This is a genomic window from Kribbella sp. NPDC104218 (genome assembly GCF_055584105.1).
In genome coordinates this window covers 386,744-402,991 of record NZ_JBVJMQ010000002.1, presented here as the reverse complement: position 1 = coordinate 402,991, position 16,248 = coordinate 386,744, and the positions used below count along the sequence as shown (strand labels likewise).

15 protein-coding genes are annotated in these 16,248 nt (G+C 69.7%); 12 read left to right on the top strand and 3 right to left on the bottom strand.

Features of this window, described 5'->3' with window-relative positions; genetic code table 11:
- Positions 1–546: 546 nt before the first annotated feature.
- Together ACZ6ZD_RS17885 and ACZ6ZD_RS17880 are read right to left on the bottom strand one after the other, a co-directional pair.
- A complete protein-coding gene (locus ACZ6ZD_RS17885) occupies positions 547–2,352 on the bottom strand; it encodes a right-handed parallel beta-helix repeat-containing protein (protein ID WP_465673361.1) in 1,806 nt (601 codons plus the stop codon).
- Between the two features lie 228 nt (positions 2,353–2,580).
- Positions 2,581–4,203: a right-handed parallel beta-helix repeat-containing protein gene (locus tag ACZ6ZD_RS17880; RefSeq protein WP_465673359.1), complete on the bottom strand. Its 1,623-nt coding sequence runs from the start codon at positions 4,201–4,203 to the stop codon at positions 2,581–2,583.
- A gap of 144 nt (positions 4,204–4,347) precedes the next feature.
- Between ACZ6ZD_RS17880 and ACZ6ZD_RS17875 the strand changes: the two genes are divergently transcribed.
- The 6 genes from ACZ6ZD_RS17875 to nadA all read left to right on the top strand — a co-directional run bounded on the left by ACZ6ZD_RS17875 (position 4,348) and on the right by nadA (position 10,001).
- Positions 4,348–5,571, top strand: a complete 1,224-nt coding sequence (locus ACZ6ZD_RS17875; RefSeq protein WP_465673357.1) for a glycosyltransferase — start codon at positions 4,348–4,350, stop codon at positions 5,569–5,571.
- Between the two features lie 73 nt (positions 5,572–5,644).
- Entirely contained in the window at positions 5,645–6,070 is a 426-nt protein-coding gene (locus tag ACZ6ZD_RS17870) for an adenylyltransferase/cytidyltransferase family protein (RefSeq protein ID WP_465673355.1), read from the top strand.
- A complete protein-coding gene (locus ACZ6ZD_RS17865; protein WP_465673354.1) occupies positions 6,067–6,801 on the top strand; it encodes a CDP-alcohol phosphatidyltransferase family protein in 735 nt (244 codons plus the stop codon). The genes ACZ6ZD_RS17870 and ACZ6ZD_RS17865 overlap by 4 nt, the downstream gene beginning before the upstream one ends.
- Positions 6,762–7,217 carry an FAD synthase family protein gene (locus tag ACZ6ZD_RS17860; RefSeq protein WP_465673353.1) on the top strand — a complete coding sequence of 152 codons (456 nt, stop codon included), beginning with the start codon at positions 6,762–6,764 and terminating at the stop codon, positions 7,215–7,217. Before ACZ6ZD_RS17865 ends, ACZ6ZD_RS17860 begins: the two co-directional genes overlap by 40 nt.
- Entirely contained in the window at positions 7,217–8,404 is a 1,188-nt protein-coding gene (locus tag ACZ6ZD_RS17855; protein WP_465673351.1) for a glycosyltransferase, read from the top strand. Before ACZ6ZD_RS17860 ends, ACZ6ZD_RS17855 begins: the two co-directional genes overlap by 1 nt.
- A gap of 415 nt (positions 8,405–8,819) precedes the next feature.
- On the top strand, positions 8,820–10,001 hold the full coding sequence (gene nadA / locus ACZ6ZD_RS17850; protein ID WP_465673349.1) for a quinolinate synthase NadA: 1,182 nt from the start codon (positions 8,820–8,822) through the stop codon (positions 9,999–10,001).
- A 98-nt stretch (positions 10,002–10,099) separates the two neighbouring features.
- Here the strand turns inward: nadA and nfi are convergent, their stop codons facing one another.
- Positions 10,100–10,744, bottom strand: coding sequence for a deoxyribonuclease V (nfi, locus tag ACZ6ZD_RS17845; RefSeq protein WP_465673347.1), 645 nt, complete (start codon positions 10,742–10,744; stop codon positions 10,100–10,102).
- Between the two features lie 63 nt (positions 10,745–10,807).
- Between nfi and ACZ6ZD_RS17840 the strand changes: the two genes are divergently transcribed.
- The 6 genes from ACZ6ZD_RS17840 to ACZ6ZD_RS17815 all read left to right on the top strand — a co-directional run bounded on the left by ACZ6ZD_RS17840 (position 10,808) and on the right by ACZ6ZD_RS17815 (position 16,122).
- Complete coding sequence (locus ACZ6ZD_RS17840) at positions 10,808–11,902, top strand: glycerate kinase family protein (RefSeq protein WP_465673345.1); 1,095 nt, start codon at positions 10,808–10,810, stop codon at positions 11,900–11,902.
- Positions 11,903–12,007: 105 nt separating this feature from the next.
- Positions 12,008–12,364, top strand: coding sequence for an iron-sulfur cluster insertion protein ErpA (gene erpA, locus ACZ6ZD_RS17835; RefSeq protein ID WP_171670395.1), 357 nt, complete (start codon positions 12,008–12,010; stop codon positions 12,362–12,364).
- 84 nt (positions 12,365–12,448) lie between these two features.
- Positions 12,449–13,090 carry an ABC transporter permease gene (locus ACZ6ZD_RS17830; protein ID WP_465673343.1) on the top strand — a complete coding sequence of 214 codons (642 nt, stop codon included), beginning with the start codon at positions 12,449–12,451 and terminating at the stop codon, positions 13,088–13,090.
- Positions 13,083–14,339: an ABC transporter ATP-binding protein gene (locus ACZ6ZD_RS17825; RefSeq protein ID WP_465673341.1), complete on the top strand. Its 1,257-nt coding sequence runs from the start codon at positions 13,083–13,085 to the stop codon at positions 14,337–14,339. Before ACZ6ZD_RS17830 ends, ACZ6ZD_RS17825 begins: the two co-directional genes overlap by 8 nt.
- Before the next feature lie 185 nt (positions 14,340–14,524).
- On the top strand, positions 14,525–15,163 hold the full coding sequence (locus ACZ6ZD_RS17820) for an ABC transporter permease (protein ID WP_465673339.1): 639 nt from the start codon (positions 14,525–14,527) through the stop codon (positions 15,161–15,163).
- On the top strand, positions 15,160–16,122 hold the full coding sequence (locus ACZ6ZD_RS17815; RefSeq protein ID WP_465673338.1) for a glycine betaine ABC transporter substrate-binding protein: 963 nt from the start codon (positions 15,160–15,162) through the stop codon (positions 16,120–16,122). The genes ACZ6ZD_RS17820 and ACZ6ZD_RS17815 overlap by 4 nt, the downstream gene beginning before the upstream one ends.
- The last annotated feature ends 126 nt before the right edge of the window (positions 16,123–16,248 follow it).

Here is a 16,248-nt window from a genome sequence, read left to right as displayed (position 1 = left end):
GGAGCCGCGTCCGGCTGTGCTCCCACGACGCGGCGCAGTCGGCCGGTTGAGAGCGTGGAGGGGTCGTGCGCAGGTTGTTCGGGGCGGGGTGCCGGCGTGGCGGTCGAGGAGGGAACGAACGTGCCGCGGGGTGGTCCGGGTGGTTGGTGGGGTGGGGCGGCGGCGTGGCGGTCGAGGGAGTGGAGGGATGCGCCGGTGGGTCTGTGAACGTGTGGGCTGCGTGTGCGGGGGTGCTGGTCGGCAGGGTTCTGGTGGTGGCGGGATGGGGCGGGATGCCGGCGGAGCGTTCGGGTGGTTGGTGGGGTGGGGCGGCGGCCTGGCGGTCGAGGGAGGGGGTGGATGTGCCGGTGGGTTTGTGAACCTGTGCGGGGGTGCTGGTCGGCAGGGTTCTGGTGGTCGGGGGATGGGGCGGGGTGCCGGAGGGGCGTTTGGGGGGGTGGTGGGGCATTAAGGACAGGAGGTGGTGGGGTGGGCGTTGGGGGTGGACGGCTGGGTGGGGGTGTGGGGGAGGGGGTTGGGTGGGTACTTCCTGTTGTTGGGGTTGGGTTAGCGGGGTGGGGGGAGGCGGTTGGGGAGGAAGGTGCTGGATTTGTCTTGGCCGGTGGCTCGCCATTGCTGGGCGGTGTACCAGTGGCCGGTTTTCTGGAAGCGGTTGAGGGTGAGGCTGTCCAGGAGGTAGGCGTTCTTGTCGAGGGTGACTTCGCCGGCGGGGATGGTGGCGCCGGAGTTCTGGACGATGCCGGTGGCGGTGGTGCCGCCGCGCATGGTGACCTGGTTGCCGGTGATGGAGATGTCGCGGAGGAGGTTGCGGCCCCAGGGGCCGGAGCCGCGGGTGCGGGACTGGACGGAGATGCCGTTGACGTTGTTGGCCACGACGTTGTCGCGGACCTGGACGTTCGACGAGGTGTTGATGTTGATACCGCCGCCGTCCCAGAGCGAGGTGCCGGAGCCGCGGCCGGTGCCGTGGCCGTTGCCGATGACGAGGTTGCCGGAGATGACGCCGTTGCGGCCGATCTCGAAGCGGATGCCGTCGGCGGCGTTGCCGGAGATGGTGTTGCCGCTGAAGGTGCGGCCGTCGTCGTAGGCGTCGCTCCACAGGCCGACGCCGCGGTTGGCGTTGATCAGGTTGCCGCTGACCGTGCCGCCCTTGGACCAGGTGGTCTTGATCCCGCCGGACTCCCAGTCGGCGATCCAGAAGCCGTCGGTGTTGTTGTCGCTGACGATGTTGCCGGAGATCGTGCCGTTCAGCGTGCTGTACTGGCCGATCCCGAGCTGGCCGTTGTGGTGGATGTTGTTCTTCTCGAGGACGGCGCCGTCGGCGTTGACGAGCATCACGCCGACGGCGTGGTTCCAGCGGATGTCGTTACCGGACACGCGCCAGCCGTGGCCGAGGACGACGGCGCCGCCTTGGGGCGGGGTGGCGAAGTGCTCGATCGTCAGGTCGCGGACGGTGACCTTGGTCGCCTTGCTCTCGATGGCGGTCGCGGTCTTCGACATCTCGACCGGGCGGTTGCGCGGGTCGTCGCCGAGGTAGACGGCGTTCGCGGCGTAGTCGGCGTAGAAGGTGCCGGGGGCAACCTTGTCGCGGGTCGCGACGCGCTTGAGGTGCTTGCCGTTCAGGAAGACCTGCTCGCGGAGGTAGCAGATGTTCGCCACGTTGTCCTCACACTGACCGGTCCGCCCGTACGCCGCCGGCAGGACGCCGGTCGTCACCCAGTCGCCGTTGGACGCCGCCCACTTCGTCAGCGGGACGGAGCCGGTGAGGATCGCGCCCGGGAGCCCGGTCAGCACCTGCTGGGACTTGGGCCGGATCGTCTTGGTGATGCGATGCAGACCCGAGGCGAAGCAGAACGTCGTACCGACGGCACCCGCGGCGACCACCTCGGCCGCGTTCTGGGCCGTCGTGATTGTCGTACCGGCGCAGGCCGGCGCGTTCGGCGGCTTCGTCGGGGTGGGCGTGTCGACCGGCTCCTCGACAGGCACAGTCCGGACGGTGATCGGCCCCACCGTGAGCGGCGTCGACGGCAGCACAGTCGGCAGCCCGGACGGCAGCGCGGTGGGCAGCACAGACGGCGGCTCCGGCAGGACGCTGGTCGGAGTGGACGTCGGGACGTCGTCCGGCGTTGCTGAAACCGCTGCCGGGCCGGGGGTCGGCGTACCGGCGGGGATCACCGCGGTACCGGCGACCTCGAACGGCACCGGCGTGTCGGCGGCGCGTGGCAGGTAGGGGACGGCGCCGTCGGACAGGCGGAGACCGACGGTGCCGGGGGCGCCCAGGGCCTGCTGGGCGAGGACGGCGGCGGCGATGGCGCCGGTCGTCAGGAGCGCGAATGCGGTGCGGGGTTTCTTCACGAGGAGCCTCCGGGGGCACAGGTGTTCCTCTGCGCACCCCCCATGGCGCGACTTCAAGTCAGCAGCGTACTACGTCTGGTAGTCAATGCAATACGCAATGTTTGTTGCTTTGTGCCCGCAATCCGGAAGTTGCACCCGGCATCGATCACACAGCGCGAATTCGGTTGCGAACAGTAATTGCCCCCGACAACGGGCCCCCGGCAACGGCCCGACGGCCTGGATACGGGCTCAGTTCGTGCTGAACGTGCTGGCCGCGTCCAGACCGGCGCTCTGCCAGGCCAGCGCGGACAATTTGGCGCCGAGGTTGGCGAAGTGCTTGGCGCCGAGCCCGTCGACCACGTAGTCGTTGTCGCTGAACGTCACTTCACCGGCCGGGAGCGGGGCGGCCTTGTTCTGCACCGTCCCGGTCGCCTGGGCGCCGGTCATCGTGACCGTGTTCCCGGTGACCGCGACGTCCCGCAGCAGGTAGGCGCCCCACGGGCCGGCGCCGCGGGTCCGGGACTGGATCGTGATCCCGTTCACGTTCCCCGTCAGCCGGTTGTCGCGGACCTCGACGTTCGACGAGGTGTTGATGTTGATCCCGCCGCCGTCCCACAGGGTCTTGCCGGAGCCGCGCCCGGTGCCGTGGCCGTTACCGGTGATGACGTTGGCGGAGATGACGCCGTTGCGGCTGATCTCGAACCGGATGCCGTCGGCCAGGTTCCCGACGATGGTGTTACCGCTGATCACCCGGCCGTCGTCGGCGACGTCCGCCCAGATCCCGACGCCGCGGTTGGCCTTGATCAGGTTCCCGCTGACCGTTCCCGAGGAGCGGGTGGACTTGATCCCGCCGGACTCCCAGTCCGCGACCCAGAATCCGTCGGTGTTGTTCTCGCTGATCACGTTCCGGGTCACGGTCGCCGCGGCCGAGCTGTACTGGCCGAGGCCGAGCTGCCCGTTGTGGTGGATCAGGTTCTTCTCGATCCGCGCCTTGGCCGCCTGCACCAGCATCACGCCGACGGCGTGGTTCCAGCGGACGTCGTTCGCCGTCACCTGCCAGCCCGGCCCCGAGACCAGGGCCCCGGACTGCGGCGCGCTGGCGAAGTGCTCGATGGTCAGCCCGCGGACGACGACGCCCGTCGCGCCGGACTCGATCGCGGTCTTCGTCTTCGACATCTCGACCGACCGCCCGGCCGGGTTGGAGCCGATGTGGACGGCGTTCGCGGCGTAATCGGCGTAGAAGTTGCCCGGAGCCACCGCGGCGGCGCTCGCGACCCGGGTCAGGTGGGCGCCGTCGATGAAGACCTGCTCGCGCAGGTGGCAGATGTTGGCGACGTTGTCCTCGCACTGCCCCGACTTCCCGTACGCCGCCGGCAGCACGCCACGCACCACCCAGCGGTCGCCGTCCCGCGTGAAGCCGGTCAGCGGCACCGATCCGGTCAGGACGGCGCGCGCCGAGCTGGCGAGCACTTGACCGGCCTTGGGGCGGATCGTCGTCCCGATCCGGTGCAGACCGGCCGCGAAGCAGAACTTCGCGCCCGCGGCGCCGTCCGAGATGACCGAGGCCGCATCGTCACCGGGCTTGATCACGGTGCCGCTGCAGGGCCCGGCCACCGCGGGGCCCGCGTCGGCCTGGTCGACGACCGGAACGGTCGGCGCGGCGGTCGTGACCGGCGGCTTGGACGGCGTGACGGGGGCCGACGGCTTCGGCTTCGAGCTCGGCCGCGCGGTCGGCGTGTGCTTCGGGGACGCCGGTTTGCCGGGCGCCGGAGTGGTCGCCCGAGGGGTTGGCTGCTTCTTGCCGGCCTGGATCTGCTCGGCGTCGGGGCGTGACTTGGCGGCGGTTGTCGCGTTGTTCTCAGTTGCGATCACTGGCAGGGCGACCGTAACGACAGCGACGGCGGCAGCGATTAGAGCTGCGAGCCAAGACTTTCTCAACGCACCCTCCGAGGGTTGCGGTTCACCAATCCGCCTGGCGACACCAGGCGTAGCCACCGCGAGACTTAAGGTAGTGCCATGCGGGTCGCCATGTTGCACAACCGTTACCGGAGCGGTCAACCCAGTGGCGAGAACACCGTTGTCGCGCAAACGGTTGATTTGCTGGGTAACTCAGGACATGAGATCGACCTCTACGCCCGAAACAGCGACGATATCGCCGGGATGGGCCGAAAAGATCGCGCACTGTTACCGTTCCGCTCCGTCTGGTCATATTCGGCCGAACGCGATTTAACACAGCTATTGCAGGCGAATCGGCCCGATGTGGTGCACGTCCACAACACTTTCCCGCTGTTCAGCCCGTCGGTACTGCGCGCCGCGGCGAAGCTCGGCCTGCCGATCGTCGCGACCCTGCACAACTTCCGGTTGATGTGCGCGAACGCCGTCCTCCAGCGCGACGGCCGGCCCTGCGACTCCTGCGTCGGCAAGCTGCCGCTGGCCGCCGTCCGGCACAGCTGCTACCGCGAGTCGCGCGTCCAGACGTTGCCGCTGGCCACCAGCATCGGCGTCCACAGCAGCCTGCACACCTGGCAGCGCTACGTCACCACCCTGATCGCGCCGTCGGAGTTCGTCCGGGAGCGGTACGCCGCGCACGGGTACGACGCCGATCGGATCGTCGTGAAACCGCACGCCGTCCCGCATGACGGTCAGGTCCGCGGCGGGCCGGGGGAGGCCGTCGTCTTCCTCGGGCGCCTGGTCGAGGACAAGGGGTTCGCGGATCTGTTGCGGGCCTGGGATTCCTCGCTCGGCCGGCTCGTCGTGATCGGCGACGGCCCGCTGCGCGCCGAGGCCGAGGCGCGGGCGCGCGAAGACCTGTCGATTCAGGTACTTGGGCAACTTCCGTGGGCCCGCTGTATGGAAGTCCTTCGCGAAGCGCGCGCCGTCGTCGTCCCGGCGCGTTCGTATGAGACCTTCGGTCTCGTGGTGGTGGAGGCGTTCGCGCACGGCGTTCCGGTGGTCGCGTCCCGGCTCGGCGCGCTGGCCGAGCTGGTGGACGACGGCGAGACCGGCGCGCTGTTCGAGCCCGGGGATGCCGAGGGGCTGCGGAAGGCGATCGGGCTGGTGAGCGATCCGGTGACTTCGGTAGCCTTCGGCGAGCGGGCCCGACAGGTCTATCTCGACCGCTTCACCCCGGAGCGCGACCTCGCGGCCACGGAGAGGATCTACTCGGATGCGATCGCCCGGTACGCCGACGGCGCGCGCGGCCGGAGGGGACGCTGGGCCAGTCGTGACGCAGGGGTATAGGGTCACACGCGTCGGGACCGGAGCGTCCCGACCGAGAGAAAGCTCCGTGGGGGAGCAGCAGGGGGAACGTAGCTTGCCGCAGATCGGATTTCTGGCCGGGGTCTTCGACCTGTTCCACGTCGGGCATCTCGACGTGCTCGGGCATGCCCGCCAGGCGTGCGACCGGCTGGTGGTGGGAGTGCTGAGCGACGAGTGGGCCGTCGAGGCCTGGGGTGCGCGGCCCGTCGTACCGCTGCTGGAGCGGGCGCAGATCCTCGAGCACCTGCGGGTCGTCGACGAGGTGATCGCGGTGGACGACGTCCGTCCGCGATGGCTGCTCGGTGAGCTGGGCGTGACGACGGTGTTCGCCGCCGGCGGCACGGACGGCGTCCTCGGGCCGGACGAGCTGACCGGCGTCCCGGCGGCGCGGATCACCCAGCTGCCAGACGGGCGCATCTCGCGCAGCACGATCCTGCGGGCCGCGATCGACCAGCGGCAGTCCCGCAGCTCGGTGGCATGAGCGCGGGCACGCTCGGCGAGGTCGTCGCCCGGCTGTCCCAGGCGCAGAAGCCGTCCGCGGGCACCCCGGCGTACTCGCGGTTCGTCAACCGGCGGATCGGCCGCGTCTTCGCGGCCGCCGCCTTTCTGGCCGGCCGGACGCCGAACCAGGTGAGCATCACCAGCGGGCTCTGCTCGCTGGCCGGGATCGTGCTGATCGCGACGGTCCGGCCGTCGTTCGGGCTCGCGCTCGCGGTGACCGCGCTGCTGGTGCTGGGCTACGGCCTGGACTCCGCGGACGGGCAGCTGGCCCGGTTGCGGGGCGGTGGCTCGCCGCTGGGCGAGTGGCTCGACCACATGATCGACTCGGTGAAGATCGTGCTGCTGCACAGCGCCGTCCTCATCTCGTTCTACCGGTTCGATGCTTTCGGCAACGACCTGGTGCTGCTCGTGCCGCTGGCCTATGTGTGTATGTCGTCGGTGCTGTTCTTCGGGCTGATCCTGATCGACCAGCTGCGTCGGCGGCACAGTGACGCCGCGCAGAAACCCAACCAGCGTGGCGATTCGGTGCTGAAGTCGTTGCTGATCGCACCGAGTGACTACGGCGTCCTCTGCCTGGTCTTCCTCGCGTTCGGGACGCCGGCGGTGTTCGGCGTCCTGTACGGCGCGTTGCTCGCCGTCAACCTGGTGTTCCTCGCGGCCGCGGTGCGGAAGTGGTACCGCGAGATGGCGGCGCTCGGGGCGGCGGGCTGATGGGCGTCGTCGGCTACGCGCCGGGTGTCTACGACATGTTCCACATCGGGCATCTGAACATCCTGCGCCGGGCCCGCGAGCACTGCGACCACCTGATCGCGGGCGTCGTCGAGGACGACGTCGTCACCCGGATCAAGGGCCGGCCGCCGGTGGTGCCGCACGACGAGCGGATGGAGGTCGTGCGCGCGCTCGGTCTGGTCGACGAGGTCGTGAGCGACTGGTCCAGCGACAAGTTCGAGATGTGGAAACAGCTGCGGTACGACGTCCTGTTCAAGGGCGACGACTGGAAGGGCGCCGAGAAGGGGACGCGGCTCGAGCGGTTGCTCGGCGAGGTCGGGGCCCAGGTGCACTACTTCCCGTACACGGCGTCCACGTCGAGCACCGATCTGCGCCGCCTGCTGGAGGGATTGAGCTGATGTCGAGCCGGCCGAAGGTCCTGATCAGCGCCTACGCGTGCCGGCCGCAGGGCGGTTCGGAGCCCGGCGCCGGCTGGGCCTGGGCCAAGGCGGCGGCGCGCGACCACGACGTGTGGCTGCTGACGCGCGGCAAGTTCGCGCACGAGATCGCCGAGGAGCTCGCGCTCCGGCCGCTCCCGGGGCTGACCGTCGTCCCGCTGGAGCTGCCGCGATGGGTGCTGAAGCTGCGCCGGCGTCCGGCCGATGTGTACTGGTACTACCCGCTCTGGCAGCGGCTGGCGGGGCGGACGGCGCGCCGGTTGCACGCCGAGCACACGTACGACGTCATCCACCACCTCACCTTCGCCGTCGACTGGATGGCGGCGGGGGTCGTGCAGCCGTCGTCCGCGAAGGTGATCTGGGGGCCGGTGGGCGGCTCGACGACCGCGCCGCTCTCGATGGCGCAGTGGCTCGGGGCGCGCGGCGTCGCGGGTGAGCTGGTCCGCCGCGTCTACACCGGGTTGCGGCGGCGCCTGACCGGCCGTCGGACGGCGCGCTCGGCCGACCTGATGGTTGCCCAGAACAACGACGTCGCCGAGACCTTCCGGGCGTCCGCGCGCGAGATCGTCGTCCAGCCGAATGTCGCGATCCGCCGGTTCACGGCGTCCGGTCCCTACGAGCCGTTCGGTCCGCCGGGGGTGAAGACCGCGCTGTTCGTCGGCCGGTTGATCCCGTGGAAGGGCGTCCTGCTCGCGATCAGCACCCTCGCCCGGCCCGAGGCCGCCGGCTGGGAGCTCCGCATCATCGGCGACGGGCCCGACTGGGAGCGCGCCGAGCGCCTCGCCGAGCAGCTCGGCGTCCGCGACCGCGTCGAGTTCACCGGCCAGCTGCCGCGCGAGTCCGTCCTGGCCGCCATGTTCCGCGCGGACGCCGTCCTCGCGCCAGCCCTCCGCGAAGCCGCCGGCTGGGCCGTCACCGAAGCCCTCGCCTCGGGCTGCCCCGTCGTCTGCCTCGACCGCGGCGGCCCCTCCGTCATCGTCGGCCCCGGCGAAGGCGTCGCCGTCCCCTGGCGCGGCGACGTAGTCGGCGAACTCGCCAAGGCCCTCGCCTCCCTCGACGGCCGCATCACCCCCGTCGACCGCTGGGGCCCAGACCGCCTCCCAGACCTCCTCGCCACCTGGTACGACACAGCCCGCGTTTCCCGCTGAGCGGCCCCGCCCCGCCCTGTTCTTCCTGCTTGAGTCTATCGGTGGGAGTGGGGTCGCCTGGGGCGTTGTCCACAGGCTTCCCGGAGTCGTGTTGAGGTTTCGGCCGGAGGTGTTCGCTGGTGCTGCCGCAGATGCCGGACCGAGGTTGCGGTTGGGGTGGGTCATCCGGCTGGGGCGCTCGGTGCGGTTCGGGTTCGTGGTGGGGTGGTGCATCGGGCCGGGGTTGGGCGCTCGGTGCGGTTCGGGTGGGCCGTGGTCGTTGTTCGGAAGTTTTGGGTCGCTCTGCGGCTTTTTGTTTCCGGGGAGGGGCGGGTGGACCTGTGGGGGGAGTGGTAGGGCGGTGGGGGGATTCCAGGGTTTGGGCTTGTGGTGTTGGACATGTGTGGGGGAGCGGGAGTGTGTGACGATGGTTGATGTGACGACTATCGCCGGTGGGCAGAAGTCTTTGCCGTTGCTGTTCTTGGGGCAGAACACGGATCCGCATTCGGAGCGGGGGGTCGAGTGTCCGGGGGCGTTGCCGCCGGCTTCGGATCCTGATCTGGTGGAGCGGGCGTTGAAGGCCAAGGCTGCGCTGGGTGACCGGGTGTTCGTGCTGGGTCACCATTATCAGCGGGACGAGGTGATTCAGTTCGCCGATGTCACCGGGGACTCGTTCAAGCTGGCGCGGGACGCGGCGAACCGGCCGGACGCGCCGTACATCGTGTTCTGCGGTGTGCACTTCATGGCGGAGTCGGCCGACATTCTGACGAACGAGAATCAGACGGTGATCCTGCCGGATCTGGCCGCTGGGTGCTCGATGGCCGACATGGCGCGGATCCAGCAGGTCGAGGCGGCGTGGGAGGCGCTGGCCGACGCGGGTGTGGCCGACGTGACCGTGCCGGTCACCTATATGAACTCGAGTGCCGACATCAAGGCGTTCTGCGGCCGCAACGGCGGTGCGGTGTGTACGTCGTCCAACGCGGACGTCGCGCTGGAGTGGGCGTTCGAGCAGGGCGAGAAGGTGCTCTTCCTGCCCGACCAGCACCTCGGGCGGAACACCGCCGTCATGAAGATGGGGATCTCACTCGACGAGTGCGTGGTCTACGACCCGCACAAGCCGGGCGGCGGGCTGACCAAGGAGCAGCTGGCCGCGGCGAAGATGATCCTGTGGCGCGGGCACTGCTCGGTGCACGGCCGGTTCACGCCCGAGTCGGTGGACGACGTCCGCGCGCGGGTTCCTGGGGTGAACGTGATCGTGCACCCGGAGTGCCGGCACGAGGTCGTCACGAAGGCTGATCTGGTCGGGTCGACGGAGTACATCATCAAGAAGCTGGAGTCCGCCGAGCCCGGGACGTCGTGGGCCGTCGGGACCGAGCTCAACCTGGTGCAGCGGCTGGCCAAGCAGCACGCGGACAAGAACATCGTCTTCCTCGACAAGACGGTCTGCTACTGCGCCACGATGAACCGGATCGATCTCCCGCACTTCGTCTGGGCCCTCGAGAACCTGGTCGCCGGTCACGTCGTCAACCCGATCAAGGTGGACGCCGACACCGAGCACTACGCCAAACTCGCGCTCGACCGGATGCTCGCCCTCCCGGGCAAAACCGCGCGGGACTGACGAGCTGTCGGTAAGAACATGAGGTGGTGCCGCCCGCGTCCCTCGGCGTCGAGGGCGCAGGCGGACGGCGGTCGCCGCCGGGCGACTACCTCATGTCGTTATCGACGGGACTGGCGGCAGAGGTGGTCGGCGGCGCGGGTGGTTTCGGGTAGGCGGTAGCGCGGCGCGAGGTGGAGGACGTGGGCGACCGCGGTCGGCAGGCTGATGCGGTGGCCGATCGAGACGTAGACGGGCTTCACGCCGTCCTGCGTCCGGAGGACCGCGCCGACGAGCTCGCCGTCGAGGATGAGGTCGGCGGTGGAGCCGCGCGGCGCAGCGGGAGCGGCGTGCGTGCCGACGAAGGCGGTTTTGGCGACGCCGAGAGCTGGAATGCCGGTCAGGACGCCGAGGTGGGAGGCGAGGCCGAAGCGGCGTGGGTGGGCGATACCGGCGCCGTCGCAGACCAGCAGGTCGGGGGTGGTCGTGAGCTGGTCCAAGGCGGCCAGCAACGCGGGGATCTCCCGGAACGCGAAGAGCCCCGGAACGTACGGGAACGTCGTCCGGCCGTGGATCACCACGCGGTCGACCTCGGCCAGGCTCTCCCAATCCAGGACGACGATCGCCGCCGTCAGCTGGTCACCGTCGTACGCCACGTCCAGACCGGCGACGTGCCGAGGCGCCGGGCCCTGGTCGGTGCGGTCGACGTCGTGGCGGAGCTGCTCCTGGACGGCGATCGCCTCGGCGGCGGTTGTGGGCCAGTTCACGTGTAGACCGTAGACCGAGATGGCAGGAGGCGGTCCACCTGGCCGGTGGGGGAAGATGACCGCATGCGAGTGCTGATTGCGCCGGACAAGTTCGCCGGGACGTTGAGCGCGGTGGAGGCGGCCGCGGCCATTGAAGAGGGCTGGCGGCGCCGGGATCCGGAGGCCGAGGTGCTCGTGGCGCCGATGGCGGACGGCGGCCCCGGGTTCATCGACGTGCTGTCCGCGGTGGTCGACGGGACGCTGCTGTCGGTGACGGTGCGTGGCCCGCTCGGCGATGACACCCCGGCGACCGTGCTGGTGGCGGGAGAGACGGCGTACGTCGAGACCGCCCAGGCCTGCGGCCTGCACCTGGTCGAGCCGGCGGATCGGCGTCCTGAGGACGGGACGACGTACGGCGTCGGTCAGCTGATCGCCGCCGCGGTGGACGCCGGGGCGAAGCGGATCATCCTCGGCCTGGGCGGCTCCGGGACGAACGACGCCGGCGCGGGTCTGCTGGCCGCGCTCGGAGCAACCGCTGTGGACGGCGATCTGGCGGTCGGAGCGGCCGGATTGGCCGAGCTGACGGCGGTGGATCTGGAGCCGGCGCTGACGCGAGTGGCCGGGATCGAGTTCGTGGCCGCCAGCGACGTCGAGAACCCGATGCTCGGGCTGCGCGGCGCGACCAACATCTTCGGCACGCAGAAGGGCATCGCGGACGAGCGGAAGCCCGCTGTGGACGGGTGGCTGACCAAGTTCGCGGAGCTGGCCGGCCGGAAGACCGCCGACCAGAAGGGCGCGGGTGCGGCCGGCGGGCTCGGTTACGCCCTGTTACTGCTCGGCGCCGAGCGGGTGTCCGGGATCGACCTGGTCGCGGAGCTGACCGGGCTGAAGGACAAGGCGGCGCGGGTCGACCTAGTGCTCAGCGGTGAGGGCGCGTTCGACTTCCAGTCCCGCGACGGCAAGGTGATCGCCGGGGTGGCCAAGGTCGCGAACGACGCCATGCGGCCGTGCGTGGTGCTGGCCGGCAAGGTGCTGATCGGGTCGCGGGAAATGCGCACGATGGGGGTGGAATCGGCGTACTCGCTGGTGGACGCCGTCGGCGAGGCGCAGGCGTTCGCGGACCCGCACGGCTCGCTCGCGACGGTCGCGGAGCGGGTCGCGAAGACCTGGGCGCGCTGACAGGATTCTTGATCCTGAAAACTGGTGTGCGACCATGGGAATGTTCACGGACCGGGCGCTGTTGCCGGTGTTGACAGGACTTTTGCGAGATGACTGGAGTCAGGAATGACTGAAGCGCAGACCGAGCAGACCGTCGCCAGTGGTGTGCTCCTCACCGACGGGGCCGCAGCCAAGGTGAAGGCGCTGCTCGACCAGGAAGGCCGCGACGACCTCGCGCTCCGGGTCGCCGTACAGCCGGGTGGCTGCTCCGGGCTCCGGTACCAGCTGTTCTTCGACGAGCGGCAGCTCGACGGCGACGTGGTGGCCGACTTCGACGGTGTGAGCGTCGTCACGGACCGGATGAGCGCGCCGTACCTCAAGGGTGCGTCGATCGACTTCGTGGACACGATCGAGAAGCAGGGCTTCACGATCGACAACCCGAACGCGACCGGCTCCTGCGCCTGCGGCGACTCGTTCAACTGAGCTAGCCCCCGAAAGCCCCCGGCGCCCACGTGGCGTCCGGGGGCTTTCGCATGAAGAAAACACTTGTTGGGTACGGAGCCGCTCGTGTGGGATTACATCACCGAGCGTTACTCGCAGCTCCTCTACCAGAGCTATCAGCACCTGAGCCTGGTCATCCAGTGCGTGCTGCTGGCGACCGTGATCGCCGTCGGGCTGGCGGTCGTCGTGCACCGCAACCCGCGGATCGCCGCGCTGGCCGGCGGGGTGAGCGCGATCGGCCTGACGATTCCGTCGTTCGCGCTGCTCGGCCTGCTGATCCCGCTGGCCGGGATCGGGACGGCGACCTCGGTCGTCGCGGTCACCTTCTACGCGGTCCTGCCGATCCTGCGGAACGCCGTCGTCGGCCTGGCCGGCGTCGACGCGACGCTGATCGAGTCCGCCCGCGGGATGGGGATGGGCGCGATCCGGACGCTGCTGCGGATCGAGATCCCGCTGGCCTGGCCGGTCATCCTGGCCGGGGTCCGGGTGTCGGCGCAGATGTCGATGGGGATCGCCGCGATCGCGGCGTACGTGCTCGGGCCCGGCCTGGGCAGTTTCATCTTCACCGGTCTGACCCAGATCGGCGGCGCGAACGCGCTGAACGCGGCGCTCGTCGGCACGCTCGGGGTCGTGCTGCTGGCGCTCGTCCTGGACGCATTGCTGCTGCTTGTCGGCCGCCTGACCACCTCGAGGGGTATCCGTGTCTGAAATCAGTGGCGTCGACATCGAGCTGACCGATGTGGTCAAGCGCTATCCGGGCCAGAAGAAGGCGGCCGTCGAGGGGCTCAGCCTGCACATCCCGGCCGGTGAGATCGTGATGTTCGTCGGGCCGTCGGGATGCGGTAAGACGACATCGCTGAAGATGATCAACCGGCTGATCCAGCCGACGTCCGGGAGCATCCGGATCGGCGGCGAGGACATCAGCCGCCAGGACGACGACGATCTGCGCCGCCGGATCGGGTACGTGATCCAGGGTGGCAGCCTGTTCCCGCACATGACCGTGACACAGAACATCGCGCTGGTCCCGGGCCTGCTGGGCTGGGACCGGCGGCGGACGGCGGAGCGCGTCGACGAACTGCTCGAACTCGTCGGGCTGGACCCGGCGCGGTATCGCGACCGGTATCCGCGGGAGCTGTCCGGCGGGCAGCAGCAGCGGGTCGGGGTCGCGCGCGGGCTGGCCGCGGATCCGCCGGTGATCTTGATGGACGAGCCGTTCGGCGCGGTCGACCCGATCACCCGGCAGCGGTTGCAGGACGAGCTGCTCAGCATCCAGGAGGAGCTGCGCAAGACGATCGTCTGCGTCACCCACGACTTCGACGAGGCGGTCAAACTCGGGGACCGGATCCTGATCCTGACCGAGGGCGCGCAGATCGCGCAGTACGACAAACCCGAGGCGATCCTGGCGAACCCGGCCAACCGCTTCGTCGCGGACTTCGTCGGCGCGGGCGCCGCGCTGAAACAGCTCACGCTCAGCCGGGTCAGCGAGATCGAGCTGAGCCGCCCGACGGTCGCGGAGGTGGGCGCGGCCGCGTCCCCGGTGCTGACCGCGGCGAAGGCGGCCGGGGACACGTCGGTAGTCATCCTCGACGGCAAACGGCGTCCGGTCGACTGGATGTGGACGACCGATCTCGACGGCCTCGACACCGTCCCGGCCCCACCCGACGACACCGACCTGGTCACCATCGACCGCCGGGCCACCCTCAACGACGCCCTCGACACCATGCTGATGTCCAGCCACGGCAGCGCCGTCGTCACCGGACGCCGTGACGAGTACCTCGGCGTCGTCGACTTCCAAGCCGTCGTCACCCGAATCCAGGAACACCACGAAGAACAAGCCGCCGCGAGCAGCGCGGACAGGTCGACGGCGGACGCTGACGCCCCGGCGGCGGCTACACGGTTGCCTGCCGACGAAACAGCCGCAGCGGGCTCCCGGCCGGACTCGGGGGAGCCGGCGTGACCGCGCTTGATCCTGGGCCGGATACGGAGCCGGTGGCTGGGAAGAACTTGGCTGATGCGAAGGCTACGGCTGCGGGGCTGGCGAGCTCGCGGCGGCGGCGTCCTAGCTGGGGTGTGTTGTTGGGGCAGCCGTTGTTCGTAGCTGTGGTGATTGCGGGGTGGGCGGTTTGGCGGAGTCGTGCTGAGTTGGACGCGATTGAGCAGCGGCAGCTGGAGTGGGGGTTGCTGGGTCGGCTGACGGTGCAGCACTTGCAGCTGACTGTGGTGGCGACGGTGATCGTGCTGGTGATCGCGGTGCCGCTGGGGATTGCGCTGACGCGGCCTGGGGTGAAGCGGGCGGCGCCCGTGGTGGTCGCGGTCGCGAACGCGGGGCAGGCGGCGCCGGTGATCGGGTTGGTGGTGCTGCTGGCGATCTGGCTCGGGTTCGGGTTCTGGACGGCGATCCTGGCGCTCTGCCTGTACGCGATCCTGCCGGTCCTTCGAAACACGATCGTCGGCCTGCAGAGTGTCGACCCGACGCTGGTCGAGGCCGGTCGCGGAATGGGGATGTCGAATCGCGCGGTCCTCGGCCGGATCGAGCTGCCGCTCGCCGTCCCGGTGATCATGGCCGGCATCCGGACGGCGCTCGTCCTCGTCGTCGGGACGGCGACGCTCGCGACGTTCATCGACGCGGGCGGGCTCGGCAGTCTGATCACCACCGGTATCCGGCTGCTGCGCTATCCGGTTCTGATCAGCGGCGCGATCCTGGTCGCGGCGCTGGCGCTGCTGATCGACTGGGCGGGCCGAGTCCTCGAAGAGGTCACCCGGCCGAGGGGGCTCGAATGAAGAAGCTGATGGCAACAGCCCTTGTCCTCCTGCTGTCGGCCTGCGGCCTCGGCACCAGCGGCGGGTTCGTGCCGACCGGCGCCCTCAACGCGCCGCTCAAGGACGTCGACCTGCACGGGCTCGAGATCGGGATCGGCTCGAAGAGCTTCCAGGAGCAACTGATCCTCGGCAAGATCGCCGCGATCCTGCTGCAGTCGGCCGGCGCCGAGGTGAAGGACCTGACGAACATGCCGGGCAGTGACACGTCCCGGCAAGCGATGCTGCAGGACCAGATCCAGCTCTCCTGGGAGTACACCGGCACGGCCTGGATCTCCTACCTCGGCCACGAGACCGGTATCCCCGACAAACAGAAGCAGTACGACGCGGTCAGCAAGGAGGATCGCGAGAAGTACGGCCTGATCTGGCTCAAACCCGCGCCGATGAACAACAGCTACGGGTTCGCCGTCACCCGCAAGGAGTCCGAGCGGCTGAAACTCACCAAGCTGTCCCAGGTGGCGAGCCTGCCGGCCAAGGAGCGCACGTTCTGCGTCGAGTCCGAGTTCGCGAACCGGAACGACGGATTCGAGCCGATGCTGAAGCACTACGGCGTCCCGCTCGGCTCCGGCGTCCAGCGCGACAACGTTCGTACCCTCGACACCGGCGCGGTCTACGTCGCGACCAGCAAGGGCGACTGCCTGCTCGGCGAGATCTTCACCACCGACGGCCGGATCAAGGCGCTCGACCTGGTCGTGCTCGAGGACGACAAGGCGTACTTCCCGGCGTACAACGTCGCGCCGGTGGTCGCCAAGAAGGTGCTCGACCAGTACCCGCAGCTGCCGAAGCTGTTCGAGCCGGTCTCGGACAAACTGACCGACGAGGTGCTGATCGACCTGAACGCCCAGGTCGACGTCGACGGCCGCGAGCCCGCCGACGTCGCCATGGACTGGCTGGTCAAGGAAGGGTTCGTCACGCGGGACTGACGCGGGCGTGGAGCCGGCTGCGGAAGAGGTTCGTTGACGAAAAGCGGTCGCTCCAAGGACCCCGTGACCCAACCCCAGTGGCCGCCAGTCAACCCACCGAAAACACCCGGCCCCGCCAGGGAGACG